The sequence below is a fragment of the Mycobacterium sp. DL592 genome (genome assembly GCF_011694515.1).
Classification (GTDB): Bacteria; Actinomycetota; Actinomycetes; order Mycobacteriales; family Mycobacteriaceae; genus Mycobacterium.
This window is the reverse complement of record NZ_CP050192.1, coordinates 804,754-822,594: the sequence shown is the minus strand read 5'-3', so window position 1 is coordinate 822,594 and position 17,841 is coordinate 804,754. Positions and strand designations below refer to the sequence as shown.

Sequence of the window (17,841 nt, the reverse complement as noted above, 5' to 3'; positions counted from 1 at the left end):
GTCGGATCGAACGAGACATGGCGTACCTCCAAGTACACGTAGCTGTTGACCACTCATTCGGCGAACCCATTGCTGAGTGATCAGTCCAGTCTCATTCCAGACAGCCGAGACCGAGTGAGTACTCGACTACTCGAAAACCAACTCACAGGAACGTTGAGCACGTTGTTCCCCTGGCCCGTGGCGACGATGCGTTATCCCTAACGTTCGATCGCCACCCATTCGTGTCGGCTAATGCCGAACGAGCAGTCACCCAACTCGAAACCCTCGGCTACCGAGTCACCCTTGAACCACACACCCAGCCTGCACAACCGCGCCCAACAGCAGGGACACCCGTTGCGGTCACCCAATTTTCGGGCAGAACGGTCGGGCAATCCCCTTGCCTTGTCGACGACATGCCTACTTCGTGGACAACAGCAGTTATTCATGAGTTGCACCACGAACCTGCCAGTCCGCGATGCGGAGCGAGTTCGATCTTGAAGCCTTAGGCTGCCCAAAAAGTCGCAGTTTCTAAAAGTGGAGCTAAGGGGAATCGAACCCCTGACCTTCTCGATGCGAACGAGACGCGCTACCAACTGCGCTATAGCCCCTTGGACGCTAGCAGGCTACCAGTCGAAGGCCCACCGGCTGAAACCGCCCGGGCTACTGGCCGGCTGCGCGCGGCAGGTCGTAATGCCGCGCGAACGGCACCTCGTCGAGGTGCTCGAAGATCGGGTCCTCGTCGTCGATGTCGAGCACGGCCGCACCCGGCCGGCGCAGCCGTGAGGGCACCACGTCGTACTCGCGGTCCTCGGTGTTCTCCACCCCGAGCCGCGAGCGCGCCATCCGCTGCTGCCGGCGGCGACGCACCTGCTCCTCGATGCGGGTCTGGCGGCGCAGGTAGCCCAGGTACAGGATCGTGACCACGGCGGTGCTGGCGCAGGCCCACCACAGGTCGCGGCTCACGGTGAACGCCAGCACGGCGGTCAGGATCATGATCGCCGACATCGCCGTCAGCATCCGCCTGCGGAACCGGTACTTGCGTGCCGTTACCGCGGCCGCGGTGCTGGACTCGAGGCGCCGCGAGCGGCCCACCCTGGGCGTCGCCGAGGTCGCCGGCTCGTCCTCGGTTTCCAAACCCGAGGTGTCGTCGACGTATTCGTATTCGTCGGCGGTGCCGTCCTGCGGGTCGTCGTCGGTGACGGCGTCGAACTCCTGGGTGGCGTCCAGCTCGGCGACGGGCTCAGGCGCGGGTTCCGGCGCGGGCTCGGGTTCGGCCTTGACGACGGGTTCTGCCGCCTCGTCGAACAGGGTCGGCTGAGCGGCCTGGGCGCGCACCGCGCCGCCGCCGACCGGCAGTGCGCCGGAATCCTCGTCGACCACGTCAACGTCGAGGTAGTCCTCGTCGGCGCGCACTTCTTCGGCTACCGCGGCGACGACGACCACGGCGCGGGTCCGCACGGGTTCGGCCAGCTCCTCGTCGACCTCGTCGTGGTCGTCGAACTCGTCGTCGTCGCGCTGCCAGTCGGGATCGTGGTGGTGGCCTGCGGCCGGTCGGCCTTTGCGGCGCAACAGCCGGGACTTGTCGTCGCCGTTGAGCACTCTGGTGGCCAGTGCGACGTCGCTCGTGCGACGAACAGTGTCGCGCTTACTGATGAGCATCGGCACCAACACGAACAACCAGAGCACCACAAGTGAGATCCAGAGCAATGACTGGGGGATGCTTGGCATGGTGGCCTGCTCCTTTCCCGTTCAGGCTAGGTCCGTGACCTACGCAACCCGAGACGGCGCGCCGCAGACAATTACACACGTGTAATTAGGCCATGACAAGCACCAACAGCCACAAATGTCACATTAGTAACAGGTGACGTGGGCGTCAGCTCCAGCGGGCGAGTCCTCGGTCGACCAGACGGGCCGCCACCGAGCCGTCCACCTCCTCGACCGTCATGGCCACCAGAAGGTGGTCGCGCCACGCCCCGTCGACGTCCAGATACCGCTTCAGCAGGCCCTCCTCGCGGAACCCGGCCTTGGCCAGGACCGCCCGGCTCGCCGCGTTCTCCGGCCGTACCGTGGCCTCTACCCGGTGCAGGGTCACCGGCCCGAAGCAGTGGTCCAGCCCCAGCGCCAGCGCACCGGTAGCTATCCCCCGGCCGGTCACCGCACTGGACACCCAGTAGCCGATCCAGGCCGACCGCAGGGCCCCGTGCGTCACGTTCCCGATCGTCAGCTGACCGCAGAAATGCCCGTCGAGCTCGATCACATACGGCAGCATCCTGCCCTTGCGGGCCTCGGCCCGAAGACCCGAACACACCGGCGGCCATGACGAAACGGCATGGCGCACAGTCCAATCCACCTCAGCCGTCGGCTCCCAGGGCTCCAGCCGCGACTGGTCGGCCAACCGGATCCGGCTCCACTGGGCGGCATCGCGCATCCGCACCGGCCGCAGCCGGACCAGACCGGCGGGCACCCGCAGCGGACCGACGGGAGTCGGCCAGCCCGGATGCAGCGAGCTACTGCGCCAGAGATTCACGGGCTCAGCCGCGCTGAGCCAGGAAGGCCACGTCGACGACCTCGCCGGTGCGCACCTGCTCGGTCTCGGTGGGAACCACCACCAGGCAGTTCGCCTCGGCCAGCGTGGCCAGCAGATGCGACGAGGCGCCGGGTGCGCCGCCCAGCGCCTGCACCAGGTAATCGCCGGTGTCCTGGTCGCGCATCAGCTGCCCACGCAGAAAACCTTTACGGCCGGCGACCGAGGTGATCGGCGACAGCGCGCGGGCCTGCACGACACGCCGCATGGGTGACCGCTTGCCCAGCGACAGCCGGATCAGCGGCCGCACCATCACCTCGAACACCACCAGCGCGCTGACCGGATTGGCCGGCAGCAGGAACGTCGGCACCGCGTCCCGACCGAGCTGACCGAAGCCCTGCACCGAACCGGGATGCATCGCGATCCGGCTGACCTCCATCTCACCGAGCTGGGACAGCACGGTGCGCACACCCTCGGCCGCCGCACCGCCGACCGCGCCGGCGATGACGACGACCTCGGCGCGACTGAGCTGGCCCTCCACCACCTCCCGCAGTTCCTTGGGTTCGGTGGTGACGATCCCGATCCGGTTCACCTCGGCGCCGGCGTCGCGCGCGGCCGCGGCCAGCGCGTAGGAGTTGACGTCATAGACCTGGCCGTTGCCGGGCGTGCGGCTGATGTCGACGAGCTCGCCGCCCACGCTCATCACCGTCACCCGCGGCCGGGGGTGCACCAACACCCGCTCACGTCCCACCGCAGCCAGCAGGCCGACCTGGGCGGCCCCGATGATCGCGCCGGCGCGCACCGCGACGTCACCGGGCTGCACATCGTCACCGGTGTGCCGGACGTAGGCGCCCGACCGGACCCCGCGCAGCACCCGCACCCGGGTCTGACCGCCGTCGGTCCAGCGCAGCGGCAGCACCGCGTCGGCCAGCGTCGGCATCGGGGCGCCGGTCTGGACACGTGCGGCCTGCTTGGGTTGCAGCCGGCTCGGCGTGCGGGTGCCCGCCTCGATCACGCCCATCACGGGAAGGCTGATCTCGCTGCCCTGTTCGTCGTCGTCGCCGACGGCCAGCACGTCGACGCTGCGCACGGCGTAACCGTCGATGGCAGCCTGGTCGAATCCCGGCAGCGGATGTTCGGTGATGACTTCCTCGGCGCACATCAGTCCCTGCGCCTCGGCGATCGCAACCCGAACAGGGCGGGGCGCCACCGCGGCAGCCGCCACCTTGGCCTGCTGTTCTTCTACCGAGCGCACAGCGCGCCTTTCTGCCTCGAGCCCCGGTCGCGCAGGCCCGCCGCAGCCCCTACTGTTCGGTCTTTTCGGTCAGGCCCAGTCGCGCGACCAACCATCGCCGCAAGTCCGGGCCATAGTCGTCACGATCCAACGCAAAGTCAACCGCAGCCTTGAGGTAGCCGCCGGGATTTCCCAAGTCGTGTCGAGACCCGCGATGGACCACCACATGCACCGGGTGGCCTTCCTTGATCAACAACTCGATGGCATCGGTGAGTTGAATCTCCCCGCCCACACCACGCTCCACCCGGCGCAGTGCGTCGAAGATCGCCCGATCCAACAGGTAGCGCCCGGCCGCAGCGAAGTGCGAGGGCGCATCCTCAGGTTTGGGTTTCTCCACCATGCCCAAGACCCGCAACACGTTCGGGTTGGTCGCGTCTGGCACCGTCTCGACGTCGAAGACGCCGTAGGAGCTGACCTCGGCCGCGGACACCTCAATGGCACACAACACCGAGCCGCCCCGCTTGGCGCGCACCTTGGCCATCGTCTCGAGCACACCCGTGGGCAGCACGAGGTCATCGGGCAGCAGCACCGACACCGCGTCCTCGTCATCGGAGAGCACCGGCTCCACGCAGCTGACCGCATGGCCCAATCCCAGCGGCTCGTGCTGGATCACCGACTCGACCTTGATCAGCGCCGGGGCCCGACGGACCTTCTCCAGCATCGCCTTCTTGCCGCGGGCCTCCAACGTGCCTTCCAGCACCAGGTCCTCGACGAAGTGGGCGACAACGCCGTCCTTGCCTTCCGAGGTGACGATCACCAGCCGCTCGGCACCGGCCTCGGCGGCTTCCTCGGCGACCAACTCGATACCCGGAGTGTCGACGACCGGCAGCAATTCCTTGGGCACCGTCTTGGTCGCCGGCAAAAAACGCGTCCCCAGGCCCGCCGCGGGCACAATCGCCGTGCGCGGGAACGGAACCACTGACGGCGTCATCGTTCACACCCTATCCGCAACTGCTGGACCTTCCCTATGGCGCAATGGCTGCGCTCGCTGACATGGTGGACGTCGTGCGTGCCGGAACGAAAGCTCAACACAGAGCCGCGCTGTTGGCCGCGCGCCGCGCCGTTCCCGACCAGGTCCGCGAGGCCGAGGCCCGCGCGTTGAGCAGCCACCTCGCCGCCGTCGCCCAACCCGGTGACACGGTCTGCGCCTACGTGCCCGTCGGCGCCGAACCGGGCTCGCCGGAGCTGCTGGACCGATTGCGCGATCTGGGCGCGCGGGTGCTGCTGCCGGTGACCCGCGCCGGGGACCCGCAGGCGCTGCTGTGGGGTGAGTACGCGCCCGGAAACCTGCACGCCGGCCGGTTCGGCCTGCTCGAACCTACCGGCCCGCGGCTGGATCCGACGGCGGTGGCCCAGGCATCGGTCGTGCTGGTGCCGGCCTTGGCGGTGGACCGCCGCGGCGTGCGGCTGGGCCGAGGCGGCGGCTACTACGACCGTTCGCTGCCGCTGTGCGCCCCGGGCGCACGGCTGGTGGCGGTGGTCCGCGACGAGGAGCTCGTCGCGGAACTGCCCAGCGAGGCGCACGACATCCTGATGACGCATGCACTGACCCCGCACCAGGGACTGGTCGCTCTCGGCGACGGATAATGACGCCACGGAAACACCATGCACTGCCGGACTCCCCCTGAAACCGCTTTCGCGGCAATTTACGGCCTGCCGCTCCCCCGTGCAGCGTGAGGGGAATGATACCCACCGGATGGCGGTTCTAGCACTTGACACGGTAGAGTGCTAACAAGTTTTGTTTCCTTCCGGAGGTTCATGTGCCGACCTACAGCTATGCGTGCACCGAGTGCGACAACCGCTTCGATGCTGTGCAGGCCTTCACGGACGATGCGCTGACCACCTGCCCCAAGTGCTCCGGGCGCCTGCGCAAGCTGTTCAACTCCGTGGGCGTGGTCTTCAAGGGCAGCGGCTTCTACCGCACCGACAGCCGGGACGCCTCGAAGAGCACCGCCAAGTCGGAGTCGTCCGCGTCGAGTTCGGAAAAGTCATCGAGCTCGGAAAAGTCGTCGAGCACCAGCGACTCGTCGGCAGCGAGCACCGGCTCGAGTTCGACGTCGAGTTCCAGCTCGTCGACTCCGGCTGCCGCCGCCTCCAGCTAGTTATCCACAGGCCGCCCGCCCGGCCGAGCGCCAGGACTCCGCGCGTCACCTAGCGTGGCCGCATGGGCGAATCGCTCAATCCGACTCTGCTGAGCCGTCTTTCGCGTGCGCTGCGACCCGACTTCGCCCGCACCGTTCTGGCGCGACGCGTCGCCGCGGCAGCCCTGGTCCTCCTCGCGGGCGTCGCAGCGCTGCGCCCCGATCCCGGTGATGCCCGCACCGACGTGGTGGTAGCCGCCCGCGACCTCAGCCCCGGTGTCACGCTGACAGCTGACGATGTCCGGGTTGAAAGCCGTTCTGCGGCAACACTTCCCGACGGCTATCAACACGCCACCACGCAGATCGTCGGTGCGACGCTGGCCGGCCCCACCCGTCGCGGGGAGATTCTGACCGACGTCCGTGTGTTGGGCTCGCGGCTGACCGGGCTGACGGCAGGACCGGACGCACGGGTGGTTCCGCTGCATCTGGCCGATGCCGCCGTCCTGGACCTGATCCGCCCCGGCGACGTGGTCGACGTGCTCGGCGCGGTGTCGGCCGAACCGGACGCCCAACCACGGGTGGTCGCCGCCAATGCCATCGTGGTGCTGGTGTCGGCCAAACCGAAGGCAGTGGGCTCGGGTGACGATCGTGTGGTCCTGGTGGCGCTGCCCGCCTCGGCGGCGAACTCGCTGGCCGGTGCCACCCTTGTGCAGACCGTCACGCTGACGATCCACTAGACCCCCGAACAGGACCTTTGGTCTGCTTTCCGCGGGCAGACAGGTATTACCCTTCGAGGTCTCTGCGAATCACTCGCCACCAGAAAGGGCAATACTCGTGTTGAAAGGCTTCAAGGAGTTCCTCTCCCGCGGCAACATCGTTGACCTGTCGGTCGCGGTGGTCATCGGCACCGCGTTCACCGCGCTCGTCACCAAGTTCACCGACAGCATCCTGCAGCCGTTGATCAACCGCATCGGCGCCGACAAGAACTCCGAGTACGGCATCCTGCGGATCGACATCGGCGGCGGCCAGACCATCGACCTCAACGTCGTGCTCTCGGCACTCATCAACTTCGTGCTCGTCGCTGCCGTCGTGTACTTCCTCGTCGTTGTACCGTACAACCGGCTGCGCAAGAAGGGCGAGGTCGAGCAGGCCACCGACACCGAATTGAGCCTGCTTACCGAGATCCGCGATCTCTTGGCCGACGCCAGCGGCACCCCCAAGCAGGTGACCGGCCCCGGCACCGGCCCGAGCCCCGACACCGCCACCTACACCAGCGGCGACAGGGACTGATTCCCCGCAAACAAAACGGCCCCCGGCGTGAGCCGGGGGCCGTTTTGTTGACGTGCAGGGAGTTAGTTCATGTTCCAGGGTTCGCCGTAGGTGGTGACGCTGTCGCCGGCCTTGGAGATCAGGCGAGCGAACGGGCGCAGCAGCACACCGCCGGCCGCACCGGTGACGGTGCCGTGGGCGTTGGCCACCGCCACCGAGCCGTTGGGGCCCGAGACGTCGACGGAGAAGGTGGCGACTTCCTGGATGCCCGGGCCGTTGCCCAGGTCAGCGCTGATCGACACACCGGGGAACAGGTTCGGGGTGATGATCGAGCCCAGCGGGTTGAAACCCGTCGGGGAGATGTTCGCGTCATCCAGCAGGATGTTGGGGGTGGTGTAGCTGAAGTTGATACCCACACCGAGTGACCACGGGAAGCCCACCTGGTAGCCCAGCTCCAAGGTGCCCGCGAACTCGTCGGCACCGGAGCCCACGACGCTGTAGACAGCCTTGCCGGAGTGGAACCACTCACGGGTCAGCCGGTTGCGGTCCAAGGGGAACACGCCGTCCAGGAAGGTGTCCCACTGCTGAATCGTCAACGTACGGCCACCGCCGTCGACGAGACTCAGCTGATTGTCCAAACCTGCGTGAGAGGTACCTGTCCCGACGAACATCGCCGCGACGGCGGCGACCAGGGCCACCAGTACCCGACCGATTACCTTCATGTTCTCCCTAGCTATGTCGTCGATGATCCCGGAGGAGGATCACCGAAATTTGGTCCGTGCTCGGGTCCCAACATGCTGACACCGCACACTGCGTAGTGCAGATCAAATGAGAGTCCTCACACTCTGCTCTTACGCTTTGCTCATCGTTGACACGAGGAACATAACGGCACGGCATCGAGGCGGCAACGCATAGCGATGGGGTGCGCCGGATCGAATCTTGCACGGCAAAGTTTGCTGGGGGGCTAACAACAGCCCGCGGGAATCCGCAGGTCCCTGAGCCCGCAACGGTCGCCGGATCCGCAGTTGCATGAACTTTGCGCCCGGTTCGCGTCACACGACGCTGGGTCCGGGTCAGCTGCCACCACCTGCGAAGCGCTAATGATGGTGCGGCGGAACGTTATCCCGCAGCCATTCGTCGCGGTCCGCGTCTTCGCCCCCGCCGTTCGGATCCCGTTCATCGGAAGACGCCTGAGGCAGTTCGGTACCGAAGATCTTGTTAACTGTGTTGCGGTCGTGGCGCTTGGCGTCCATCACACCTCGTCTAAATTGTGATAAAGATCACATTCGCTGCATTTGCCCAGTTCACAGACTTGTAACACAAGGGCTCCCAGTCGTATTGCAACAACCTTAAGAAACGGTACGCCGAACAGATGGCGACCGCGGAATGACCAGAAGGAAGGTCAGATCTCCAGGCTCGACAGCTGGCCGATGACGTGTGCGGCGAGCGGATTGAGCGTCGCCATGCCGTCGCGAACGGCGTAGCGCGACCCGGCGATGTTCACCACGAGTGTGCTGCCGGAGATCCCCACCAGCCCGCGAGACAGTCCGGCGTCGGTAATGCCGGCCGACAGGCCTGAAGCCCGCAGCGCCTCGGCGATGCCGAGAAGTTCGCGGTCGAGGATGGTGCGGGTGGCCTCAGGGGTGACGTCGCGCGGTGTGACGCCGGTGCCACCGACCGAGACAACCAGGTCCACACCCCCGATGACGGCGGTGTTGAGGGCGTTCCTGATCTCGATCTCGTCGGCCGAGACCACAACTACTCCGTCGACCACGAAGCCCGCCTCCGCGAGCAGTTCGGTGACCAACGGCCCGCTGTGGTCCTCCTCGTCGCCGTGCGCGGTGCGGTCGTCGACAACGACGACGAGGGCACGGCCCACCAGCTCCCCTGGCTGTTCCATGGATCTCACCGTATATCCGGCGACCGACATCGCGGCAGTCGCATCGGCCCGCGTCACGGGAAGTTCACCCACGACGCGGATCACTGGGCAGCCTTGCCCAGTGTGACCTGCACTGTCTTGTCCCCGCCGGTGGGCGCGGTGTAGGTCAGCGTGACCTTGTCACCGGGAGCCCGTGACCGGACGGCCGCCACCAGCGCGTCGGCGCTGGCGATGACCCGATCGTCGACCTTGGTGACGACGACCCCGCTGGGCAGGCCGGCGGTATCAGCCGCACCGCCCTTGGTGACGTCGACGATCTTGGCGCCGTGGGTGGTGGCATCGTTGCTGACCTGCACACCCAGGGACGCGTGCGTCGCGGTGCCGGTGCTGATCAGCTCGTCGGCGATGCGCTTGGCCTGGTCCACCGGGATGGCAAAGCCGAGGCCGATCGAGCCGCTCTGGGCGTCCGGCGAGTCGCCGCCGATGGTGGCGATCGCCGAGTTGACCCCGACGAGCTCACCGGCCATGTTCACCAGCGCGCCGCCGGAGTTGCCGGGATTGATCGCCGCGTCGGTCTGGATGGCGTCGAGCACGGTGTTCTGATTCTTGACGTCACCGCCGGTGGCCACCGGGCGGTTCAGCGCGCTCACGATGCCGGTGGTGACGGTGCCCTCCAGGCCCAGCGGCGAGCCGACCGCCACCACGTCCTGGCCGACCCGCAGGTTGGCCGACGAGCCCAGGGTGATGGGGGTCAGCCCGGAGATACCCTGCACGCGCACGACGGCGATATCGCTGGCGGGATCGGTGCCCACCACGGTGAACGGCGCGGTGCGGCCGTCCGCGAAGGTGACGGTCGTGGTCGGGGCGCCACCAGACGGTGCTCCACCGGGTTCACCGGGCCCGCCGGGGGCACCCGGGGCACCGGGAGAACCCGGGGCACCGGGGGCGCCAGGAGCGCCGGGCAGGCCCGGAATGATCGGCGGGGCAGCGGGCGGACCGCCCTGGCCTTTATCTACGGCCGCGGCGACGACGTGGTTGTTGGTCAGGATCAGGCCGTCGGTGGACAGGATGATGCCCGAGCCCTCCTCGGACTGGCGGCCGAACTCGGTCTCGAGCTTGACCACGCTGGGCACCACCTTGGCGGCGACCTGCTCCACCGAGCCGACCGGAAGGTTGGCGGCCGGCACGTTGGCCGGACCGTTGGGCGACGCGTTGTTGACGCTGGTGACCGGCTGATGGTCGGGGTGCGCCAGCAGTACCACGGTGCCGCCGATACCGGCAGACACCACGGCGATCGCCAATGCGCCCGCTGTCAGCGCACCGGCACGGGACCGCTGCCGCGGCGGCTGCATCACCGGGACGGTGGCCGGATTGCCTTGGCGGACAGCGGCATACGGGTCGTACGGCTGACGGTACTGCGGCTGCTGCGCAGTGGCGTAGCGCCAGTCGTACTGCTGCTGATAACCGGCCTGGGGGTGCTGGGAATACCCCGGTGCCGCATGCGGATTCGGCGTGGTGTGGCCGGGCTGCTGCGGCGGCGAGTACCTCGGATGGTCGGTCATGTTGTCAGGTCGCTCTTTCTCTGGACGAGATGCCTAGAAACGTTGGTTCCAGCTTGCCTTGTGCTACTGAGAATCGACTGAGATAACACTCGGCACAGCCGATGGTTTTTGGCCGGAAAAGCCCATGTCCCCGTGTACTTTCGGGATCTGGGCAGTGATTTCGCTCTCAGCCGAATCCGAATACGTCGACGGGACGATCGGCCGACCGGGCAACAGCACGAAGAACGAGGTGCCGGGCGGCTGGCCGCCGGGGACGGTATCGGCGATGCGGATCATGCCGCCGTGTTTGACCACGACCTGTTTGACGATCGCCAGCCCCAGACCCGAACCGGGCATGGCACGGGCCGATGCCGACCGGTAGAACCGCTCGAACACCAGACCCCTTTCCTGAGGCGGAATTCCAGGTCCCTGGTCGGAGACGACGAGTTCGGCGTGCGCGGCGTCGACCTGACGCAGCCGCACCCCGACATGCCCGCCCGACGGGCTCCACTTGGCCGCATTGTCGAGCAGATTGAGAACCGCCCGGGACAAGCCCGCGAGATCGCCGTACACCTCCCAGCCGATCACGTCGACGTCGAACACAACGTCGATGCGGCGCCTGCGTGCCCGCTCGAGACTGCGGTCGACGACCTCGCTGACATCGATGGCCTCGTGGACGACGCCGCCGGCATCGTCACGGGTGAGATCGACGAGATCGCCCACCAGAGTGGACAATTCCTCGATCTGGGCGATGACGTCGGTGCGCAGTTCGGCCATCTCACTGTCCGGCAGCTGCGGGGCGCCCGGTGTCGAGGAGGCGATCAGGAGCTCGACATTGGTGCGCAGCGAGGTCAACGGTGTGCGCAACTCGTGCCCGGCGTCGGCGACCAGGCGGGCCTGGCGCTCCCTTGACTCCGCCAGCGCACGCAGCATCGTGTTGAACGTTTCGGTGAGCCGGGCCAGCTCGTCGCTGCCGAAGACGGGGATGGGCCGCAGGTCGTCGGTGCGGGCCACCCGTTCGGCAGCCTCGGTGAGCCGCCCGACCGGTCTGAGCCCGGTGCGGGCCACCGTTCCGCCGGCGATGGCGGCCACCACCACACCGATCCCGCCGACCGCGAGTAGCACCCACTTCAACTTGGTCATCACCGCGTTGGTGGGCGCCAGGCTCTTGGAGATCAGCAGCGAGCTGCCGTTGGGCAGGTGCACCGCCAGCACCCGCTGGTTGGACACCGTGCGCCGGGACATGAACAGCTCACCGCGGATCACCGCCTTCTCCGGCTGTCCGACGGGCAGCGTCTGGCCCTGCTGGTTGGCGGTGTAGATCGAGCGGCCCGGGTTGACCAGCATCGCATTGACGTCGGAGTAGGCCGTGCCCTCGATGGCCTTGCCCGGGTCGGCGGCCAGGGAGCCGCTGGCGATCAGCAGCTGCGCCCGGCTCTGCAGCTGGTTGTCGATATCGGTGTAGAGCGCGGCCGAGACCACCGCGTACACGGCGACTGCCATCAGCACCACGACCATCGCCACCATCGACATGGCCAGCAACATCACGCGCCATCGCAAGGACAGCGAAGTTGACGGTTCTTCTGGCGCCCGCGGTTCCCGCGAGCGCCGCCACATCGGCGACATCAGGGCGGTGTCTCACGCAGCACGTAACCCACACCTCGAACGGTGTGGATCAGCCGCGGTTCTCCTTCCGCTTCGGTCTTTCGGCGCAGATAGCCGACGTATACCTCCAGCGCATTGCCCGAGGTGGGGAAATCGAAACCCCAGACCTCCTCCAGGATGCGGCTGCGGGTGAGCACTCGCCGGGGGTTCGCGATGAGCATCTCCAGCAGCGCGAACTCGGTACGGGTGAGGCTGATGGCGCGTTTGCCGCGATGGACCTCGCGGGTCACCGGGTCCAGCGTCAGGTCGGAGAACGTCATGATCGCCGAGTCGGACTGGTCGTCGGGCGTGGTGCGGCGCAGCAGCGCCCGCATCCGGGCCAGCAGCTCTTCGAGGGCGAACGGCTTGGGCAGATAGTCGTCGGCACCGGCGTCCAGGCCGGCCACCCGCTCGGACACCGAATCACGCGCGGTCAGCACCAGGATCGGCAGATCGTCGCCGGTGCTGCGGAGCTGACGGCAGACCTCCAGCCCGTCCAGCCGCGGCATCATGACGTCGAGAACCACCGCATCGGGCCGTTCGTTGGCGATCGCGTCAAGCGCCTCCACGCCGTCCTGAGCCAGGTCGACGGAGTAGCCATTGAACGACAGGGACCGGCGTAACGACTCGCGCACGGCGCGATCGTCGTCCACCACAAGGATTCGCACGGCCACTAGTGTCAACCCAACGCCTGAGATTGGGCTGAGAGGCACGCCGTGCTAGCAGGCAATTCGCTGCTGGCGAACGGTGTCAGCGCTTGTCGAGGTCGATCAGACCGAGGCGGGCAGCCTTGAGCAGCCGACGCGGAACCTTGTGTGCGCGGCCGGCGACGGACACGTTGACCAAGCCGGTGGCTTCGGTCTTCCACTGCGAACGCCGACTGCGGGTGTTCGAGCGCGACATTCTGCGCTTGGGCACAGCCATGACGTACATCTCCTCGATCAGGGGTGTCGCCGCACAGAGACATTGATGCCGGCGGCCAACAGTTGCGACTCAGGATAGCCGCTCACTCCGGTGGGGTCCAAAACGTCTCCCGGCAACCCGGCACGGTGACGCGGCGGGCGATTCGCCCTGTGATGCGGGACACCCCTTGACGGCCCGCCGATACCGACCAGTAACCTACCGGTTGGTTGGGCCATCGAAGGGGATATAGCGCGTGACGAATGCGGTGCGCATCGGCAACTGCTCCGGGTTCTACGGCGATCGCATCGCGGCCATGCAGGAAATGCTCACCGACGGCGAGCTGGACTACCTCACCGGCGACTACCTCGCCGAACTCACCATGCTCATCCTCGGCCGCGACAAGATGAAGAGCCCGGACCGCGGCTATGCCAAGACCTTCCTGATCCAGCTCGAACAGTGCCTGGGTCTGGCCCATGACCGTGGCGTGCGCATCGTCGCCAACGCCGGCGGCCTCAATCCCGCCGCCCTGGCCGACGCGGTGCGCGGGCTGGCCGAGCGCCTCGGGGTCCCGGCGAAGGTCGCCCATGTCGAAGGCGACGATCTGCTGCCCCGCGCCGCCGAACTGCAGTTGGGTTCGCCGCTGACAGCCAACGCCTACCTGGGTGCGTGGGGCATCGCGGACTGCCTGGCCGCGGGCGCCGACGTCGTCATCACCGGACGGGTGACCGATGCGTCGGTGGTGGTCGGTCCTGCCGCGGCGCATTTCGGATGGTCCCGCCACGACTACGACCGGCTGGCCGGCGCGGTGGTGGCCGGCCACGTCATCGAATGCGGCACGCAGGCCACGGGCGGAAACTATTCGTTCTTCACCGAGATCGCCGACCTGACGCACCCCGGGTTCCCCCTCGCCGAGGTCTACGAGGACGGCTCCTCGGTGATCACCAAGCATGCGGGTACCAGTGGACAGGTCAGCATCGGCACGGTCACCGCGCAGCTGCTCTACGAGATCGGCGGGGCGCGCTACGCCAACCCCGATGCGACGGCGCGCTTCGACACCGTCACGCTGGCCGACGACGGCCCCGACCGGGTGCGGATCAGCGGGGTGCGGGGTGAGCCGCCGCCACCGACGCTGAAGGTCTCACTCAACAGCATCGGCGGGTTCCGCAATGCGGCGAACTTCGTGCTGACCGGTCTGGACATCGACGCCAAGGCCGCCCTGGTGCGCCACCAACTCGACGCGGCACTCACCGACAAGCCGGCCGAACTGCAGTGGACGCTCAGCCGCACCGATCACGCCGACGCCGACACCGAGCAGACGGCCAGCGCTCTCCTGACGTGCGTGGTCCGCGATCCGGACGCCAAGAAGGTCGGACGCCAATTCACTTCTGCTGCAGTCGAACTCGCCCTCGCAAGCTATCCGGGCTTCCATACCACCGCGCCGCCGGGCGACGGGCAGGTCTACGGGGTGTTCACCCCCGGCTATGTGCCGGCCGCCGAGGTCGAGCATGTGGCCGTGCACCCCGACGGCCGCCGCGTCGTCATCCCCGCGGCCACCGAGACCGCCGAACTCGCCGGCACCGAATCCCCACAGCTTCCAGAACCGTTGACATCTGGGCCCACCCGCCGCCTGCCGCTGGGCACCATCGCCGGCGCCCGCAGCGGCGACAAGGGCGGCGCGGCCAACATCGGCGTCTGGGTACGCACCGACGAGCAGTGGCGCTGGCTGGCCCACCAGCTGACCGTCGACGCGCTGCGCGAATTGCTGCCCGAGACAACGGATCTGCCGGTTGCGCGCCACCTGTTTCCCGCTCTGCGGGCGGTGAACTTCGTCATCGACGGAATCCTCGGCGAGGGCGTCGCCTACAACGCCCGTTTCGACCCACAGGCCAAGGGCCTTGGCGAATGGCTGCGCAGCCGCCACGTCGACATCCCGGAGGCGATTGCACCGTGAATATCTGGACCAACCCGGAGCGCCAGCAGCTTCGTCAGACGGTGCGCAGCTTCGCCGAACGCGAGATCCTGCCGCACGCCGCCGACTGGGAGCTCGCCGGTGAACTCCCCCGCGATCTGCACCGCCGGGCCGCCGACGCGGGGCTGCTCGGCACCGAGTTCCCCGAGTCGGTCGGCGGCGGCGGTGGCGATGCCGCCGACTCGGTGCTCATCTGTGAGGGGCTGCACGAAGCTGGCACGCCCGGTGGCGTTTTCGCCTCGCTGTTCACCTGCGGGATCGCGGTTCCGCATATGGTCGCCTCCGGCGACGAGTACCTCATCGAGAAGTTCGTGCGGCCCACCTTGGGCGGTGAGCTGATCGGGTCGCTGGCCATCACCGAGCCCGGCGGCGGTTCGGACGTCGGGCATCTGCGGACCGCCGCGGTGCGTGACGGCGACCACTATGTGGTCAACGGCGCCAAGACCTTCATCACCTCCGGGGTGCGGGCCGACTACGTCGTCACCGCGGTGCGCACCGGCGGCCCCGGCGCGGCCGGGGTGTCACTGCTCGTCGTTGAGAAGGGCACACCGGGATTCGAGGTGTCACGCAAGCTGGACAAGATGGGCTGGCGATCCTCGGACACCGCAGAGCTGTCCTACACCGATGCCCGCGTGCCGGTCGCCAACCTGGTGGGCGCCGAGAACACCGGCTTCGCCCAGATCGCCGCCGCGTTCGTCTCCGAGCGGATCGGGCTTGCCGCGCAGGCATATTCGTCGGCTCAGCGCTGCCTGGACCTGACCGTGCAGTGGTGCCGGGACCGCGAGACCTTCGGCCGTCCCCTGATCTCCCGCCAAGCCGTGCAGAACACCCTGGCCGAGATGGCCCGCCGCATCGACGTAGCCCGGGTGTACTCGCGCCATATCGTCGAGCGGCAGTTGTCCGCCGGAGCCGCTGGGTCGGCGACATCAGACTCGAGCACCAACCTGATTGCCGAGGTGTGCTTCGCCAAGAACACCGCCGTCGAAGCCGGCGAATGGGTGGCACACCAGGCCGTCCAACTCTTCGGCGGGATGGGCTACATGACCGAATCCGAAGTCGAACGCCAGTACCGCGACATGCGCATCCTCGGCATCGGCGGCGGCACCACCGAGATTCTCACCGGATTGGCGGCAAAAGCGTTGGGATACCAGTCATGACCGCTCTGCACAGCATCGTCGACCCGGCCGCACCCGCCTTCGCCGAAGCCGCCGAAGTTATGACCGCCAAGCTCGCCGAGATCGACGGCGAGCTGGCCAAGGCACTCGGCGGCGGCGGACCGAAGTACGTCGAGCGCCACCACGCCCGCGGCAAGCTCACCGCCCGCGAACGCATCGAGTTGCTGCTGGACCCCGACGCCGCATTCCTCGAACTATGCCCCCTCGCCGGCTATGGCACCGACTTCGCGGTCGGCGCCAGCGTGGTCACCGGCATCGGCGTGGTGGAGGGTGTCGAATGCATGCTGGTTGCCAACGACCCCACGGTCAAGGGCGGCACCAGCAATCCGTGGACCTTGAAGAAGATCCTGCGCGCCAACCAGATTGCGCTGGAGAACCGGCTGCCGGTGATCTCCCTGGTGGAGTCCGGCGGCGCGGACCTGCCGACCCAGAAGGACATCTTCATCCCGGGTGGCCGGATGTTCCGCGACCTGACCCGGCTGTCGGCGGCGGGAATCCCGACCATCGCCCTGGTGTTCGGCAACTCCACCGCCGGTGGCGCCTACATCCCCGGGATGTCGGATCACGTGGTGATGATCAAGGAACGCTCGAAGGTGTTCCTCGCCGGACCGCCCCTGGTCAAGATGGCCACCGGTGAGGAGTCCGACGACGAATCCCTGGGCGGGGCCGAAATGCACGCCCGGGTCTCGGGTTTGGCCGACTACTTCGCCGTCGACGAACTTGACGCGATCCGCATCGGGCGCCGCGTCGTGGCCCGGCTCAACTGGGTCAAGCGGGGCCCGGCACCCAAACCCGTCGTGGCGCCGCTGGCCGACCCCGAGGAACTGCTGGGCATCGTGTCAGCTGATCTGCGCATCCCGTTCGACCCCCGCGAGATCATCGCCCGCATCGTGGACGGATCCGATTTCGACGAGTTCAAGCAGATGTACGGGTCGTCGCTGGTCACCGGTTGGGCCACGCTGCACGGATATCCGCTCGGCATCCTGGCCAACGCCCGTGGCGTCCTGTTCAGCGAAGAATCACAGAAGGCCACGCAGTTCATCCAGCTGGCCAACCGCTCCAACACGCCGTTGTTGTTCCTGCACAACACAACCGGCTACATGGTCGGCAAGGCCTACGAGGAAGGCGGGATGGTCAAACACGGCTCGATGATGATCAACGCCGTCTCCAACTCGACAGTTCCGCACATCTCGCTGCTGATCGGCGCCTCCTACGGGGCCGGCCACTACGGCATGTGCGGCAGGGCCTATGACCCCCGCTTTCTGTTCGCCTGGCCCAGCGCCAAATCCGCGGTGATGGGCGGCGCCCAGCTGGCCGGTGTGCTGTCGATCGTGAACCGCGCCGCCACCGAAGCGCGCGGCGGCACGGTCGACGAGGACGCCGATGCCGCCCTGCGGGCCGCCGTCGAAGCCCAGATCGAGGCGGAGTCGCTACCGATGTTCCTGTCCGGCAGGCTCTACGACGACGGCGTGATCGATCCGCGCGACACCCGCACCGTGCTGGGAATCTGCCTGTCCGCCATCGCCAACGGCCCGATCGAGGGGACGTCGAACTTCGGCGTCTTCCGGATGTGAGCAGGCCGA

At 67.5% G+C, this 17,841-nt stretch carries 18 protein-coding genes and 1 tRNA gene; 7 read left to right on the top strand and 12 right to left on the bottom strand.

Going from position 1 to position 17,841, the window contains the following annotated elements:
- Positions 1 to 514: 514 nt before the first annotated feature.
- The 5 genes from HBE64_RS04065 to HBE64_RS04045 form a co-directional block, all read right to left on the bottom strand.
- Positions 515 to 587 (bottom strand) — tRNA-Ala (locus HBE64_RS04065).
- A 52-nt stretch (positions 588 to 639) separates the two neighbouring features.
- The gene (gene glpR / locus HBE64_RS04060) at positions 640 to 1,707 is read right to left on the bottom strand and encodes a gephyrin-like molybdotransferase receptor GlpR (protein WP_167098008.1); all 1,068 of its coding nucleotides are present in this window, start codon (positions 1,705 to 1,707) and stop codon (positions 640 to 642) included.
- A gap of 145 nt (positions 1,708 to 1,852) precedes the next feature.
- Entirely contained in the window at positions 1,853 to 2,506 is a 654-nt protein-coding gene (locus tag HBE64_RS04055; protein WP_167098005.1) for a GNAT family N-acetyltransferase, read from the bottom strand.
- Positions 2,507 to 2,510: 4 nt separating this feature from the next.
- On the bottom strand, positions 2,511 to 3,758 hold the full coding sequence (glp, locus tag HBE64_RS04050; protein WP_167098002.1) for a gephyrin-like molybdotransferase Glp: 1,248 nt from the start codon (positions 3,756 to 3,758) through the stop codon (positions 2,511 to 2,513).
- 49 nt (positions 3,759 to 3,807) lie between these two features.
- Positions 3,808 to 4,728, bottom strand: a complete 921-nt coding sequence (locus HBE64_RS04045; RefSeq protein ID WP_167097999.1) for a UTP--glucose-1-phosphate uridylyltransferase — start codon at positions 4,726 to 4,728, stop codon at positions 3,808 to 3,810.
- Positions 4,729 to 4,772: 44 nt separating this feature from the next.
- On the opposite strand from HBE64_RS04045, the gene HBE64_RS04040 reads away from it, so the two are divergent.
- The 4 genes from HBE64_RS04040 (at position 4,773) to mscL (ending at position 7,168) form a co-directional block, all read left to right on the top strand.
- On the top strand, positions 4,773 to 5,384 hold the full coding sequence (locus HBE64_RS04040; protein WP_371744089.1) for a 5-formyltetrahydrofolate cyclo-ligase: 612 nt from the start codon (positions 4,773 to 4,775) through the stop codon (positions 5,382 to 5,384).
- 173 nt (positions 5,385 to 5,557) lie between these two features.
- A complete protein-coding gene (locus HBE64_RS04035) occupies positions 5,558 to 5,899 on the top strand; it encodes an FmdB family zinc ribbon protein (protein ID WP_167097997.1) in 342 nt (113 codons plus the stop codon).
- A gap of 62 nt (positions 5,900 to 5,961) precedes the next feature.
- Complete coding sequence (locus HBE64_RS04030) at positions 5,962 to 6,615, top strand: SAF domain-containing protein (protein ID WP_167097995.1); 654 nt, start codon at positions 5,962 to 5,964, stop codon at positions 6,613 to 6,615.
- A 97-nt stretch (positions 6,616 to 6,712) separates the two neighbouring features.
- Positions 6,713 to 7,168, top strand: a complete 456-nt coding sequence (gene mscL, locus HBE64_RS04025) for a large-conductance mechanosensitive channel protein MscL (RefSeq protein WP_167097993.1) — start codon at positions 6,713 to 6,715, stop codon at positions 7,166 to 7,168.
- A 62-nt stretch (positions 7,169 to 7,230) separates the two neighbouring features.
- Here mscL and HBE64_RS04020 read toward each other — a convergent pair whose 3' ends face one another.
- From HBE64_RS04020 to rpmF, 7 genes are all read right to left on the bottom strand, one after another.
- Positions 7,231 to 7,869 (bottom strand): MspA family porin, encoded by a 639-nt coding sequence (locus HBE64_RS04020; RefSeq protein WP_167097991.1) that lies wholly within the window; start codon positions 7,867 to 7,869, stop codon positions 7,231 to 7,233.
- A 375-nt stretch (positions 7,870 to 8,244) separates the two neighbouring features.
- A complete protein-coding gene (locus tag HBE64_RS04015) occupies positions 8,245 to 8,400 on the bottom strand; it encodes a hypothetical protein (RefSeq protein WP_167097989.1) in 156 nt (51 codons plus the stop codon).
- Between the two features lie 149 nt (positions 8,401 to 8,549).
- A complete protein-coding gene (locus tag HBE64_RS04010) occupies positions 8,550 to 9,077 on the bottom strand; it encodes a molybdenum cofactor biosynthesis protein B (protein WP_167108619.1) in 528 nt (175 codons plus the stop codon).
- Positions 9,078 to 9,127: 50 nt separating this feature from the next.
- Positions 9,128 to 10,588 carry a S1C family serine protease gene (locus HBE64_RS04005; protein WP_167097987.1) on the bottom strand — a complete coding sequence of 487 codons (1,461 nt, stop codon included), beginning with the start codon at positions 10,586 to 10,588 and terminating at the stop codon, positions 9,128 to 9,130.
- Positions 10,589 to 10,651: 63 nt separating this feature from the next.
- Positions 10,652 to 12,184, bottom strand: a complete 1,533-nt coding sequence (locus HBE64_RS04000) for a HAMP domain-containing sensor histidine kinase (protein ID WP_167108616.1) — start codon at positions 12,182 to 12,184, stop codon at positions 10,652 to 10,654.
- Between the two features lie 8 nt (positions 12,185 to 12,192).
- Positions 12,193 to 12,879: a response regulator transcription factor gene (locus HBE64_RS03995; protein WP_167097986.1), complete on the bottom strand. Its 687-nt coding sequence runs from the start codon at positions 12,877 to 12,879 to the stop codon at positions 12,193 to 12,195.
- Between the two features lie 82 nt (positions 12,880 to 12,961).
- Complete coding sequence (gene rpmF / locus HBE64_RS03990) at positions 12,962 to 13,135, bottom strand: 50S ribosomal protein L32 (protein ID WP_167097984.1); 174 nt, start codon at positions 13,133 to 13,135, stop codon at positions 12,962 to 12,964.
- A 244-nt stretch (positions 13,136 to 13,379) separates the two neighbouring features.
- Here rpmF and HBE64_RS03985 point away from each other — a divergent pair, with 244 nt between their 5' ends.
- From HBE64_RS03985 to HBE64_RS03975, 3 genes are read left to right on the top strand one after another with little or no spacing between them, the layout of a single operon-like run.
- Positions 13,380 to 15,065: an acyclic terpene utilization AtuA family protein gene (locus tag HBE64_RS03985; RefSeq protein ID WP_167108613.1), complete on the top strand. Its 1,686-nt coding sequence runs from the start codon at positions 13,380 to 13,382 to the stop codon at positions 15,063 to 15,065.
- Positions 15,062 to 16,240 (top strand): acyl-CoA dehydrogenase family protein, encoded by a 1,179-nt coding sequence (locus HBE64_RS03980; RefSeq protein WP_167097982.1) that lies wholly within the window; start codon positions 15,062 to 15,064, stop codon positions 16,238 to 16,240. The genes HBE64_RS03985 and HBE64_RS03980 overlap by 4 nt, the downstream gene beginning before the upstream one ends.
- On the top strand, positions 16,237 to 17,832 hold the full coding sequence (locus HBE64_RS03975; RefSeq protein ID WP_167097980.1) for an acyl-CoA carboxylase subunit beta: 1,596 nt from the start codon (positions 16,237 to 16,239) through the stop codon (positions 17,830 to 17,832). Before HBE64_RS03980 ends, HBE64_RS03975 begins: the two co-directional genes overlap by 4 nt.
- Positions 17,833 to 17,841: the final 9 nt, after the last annotated feature.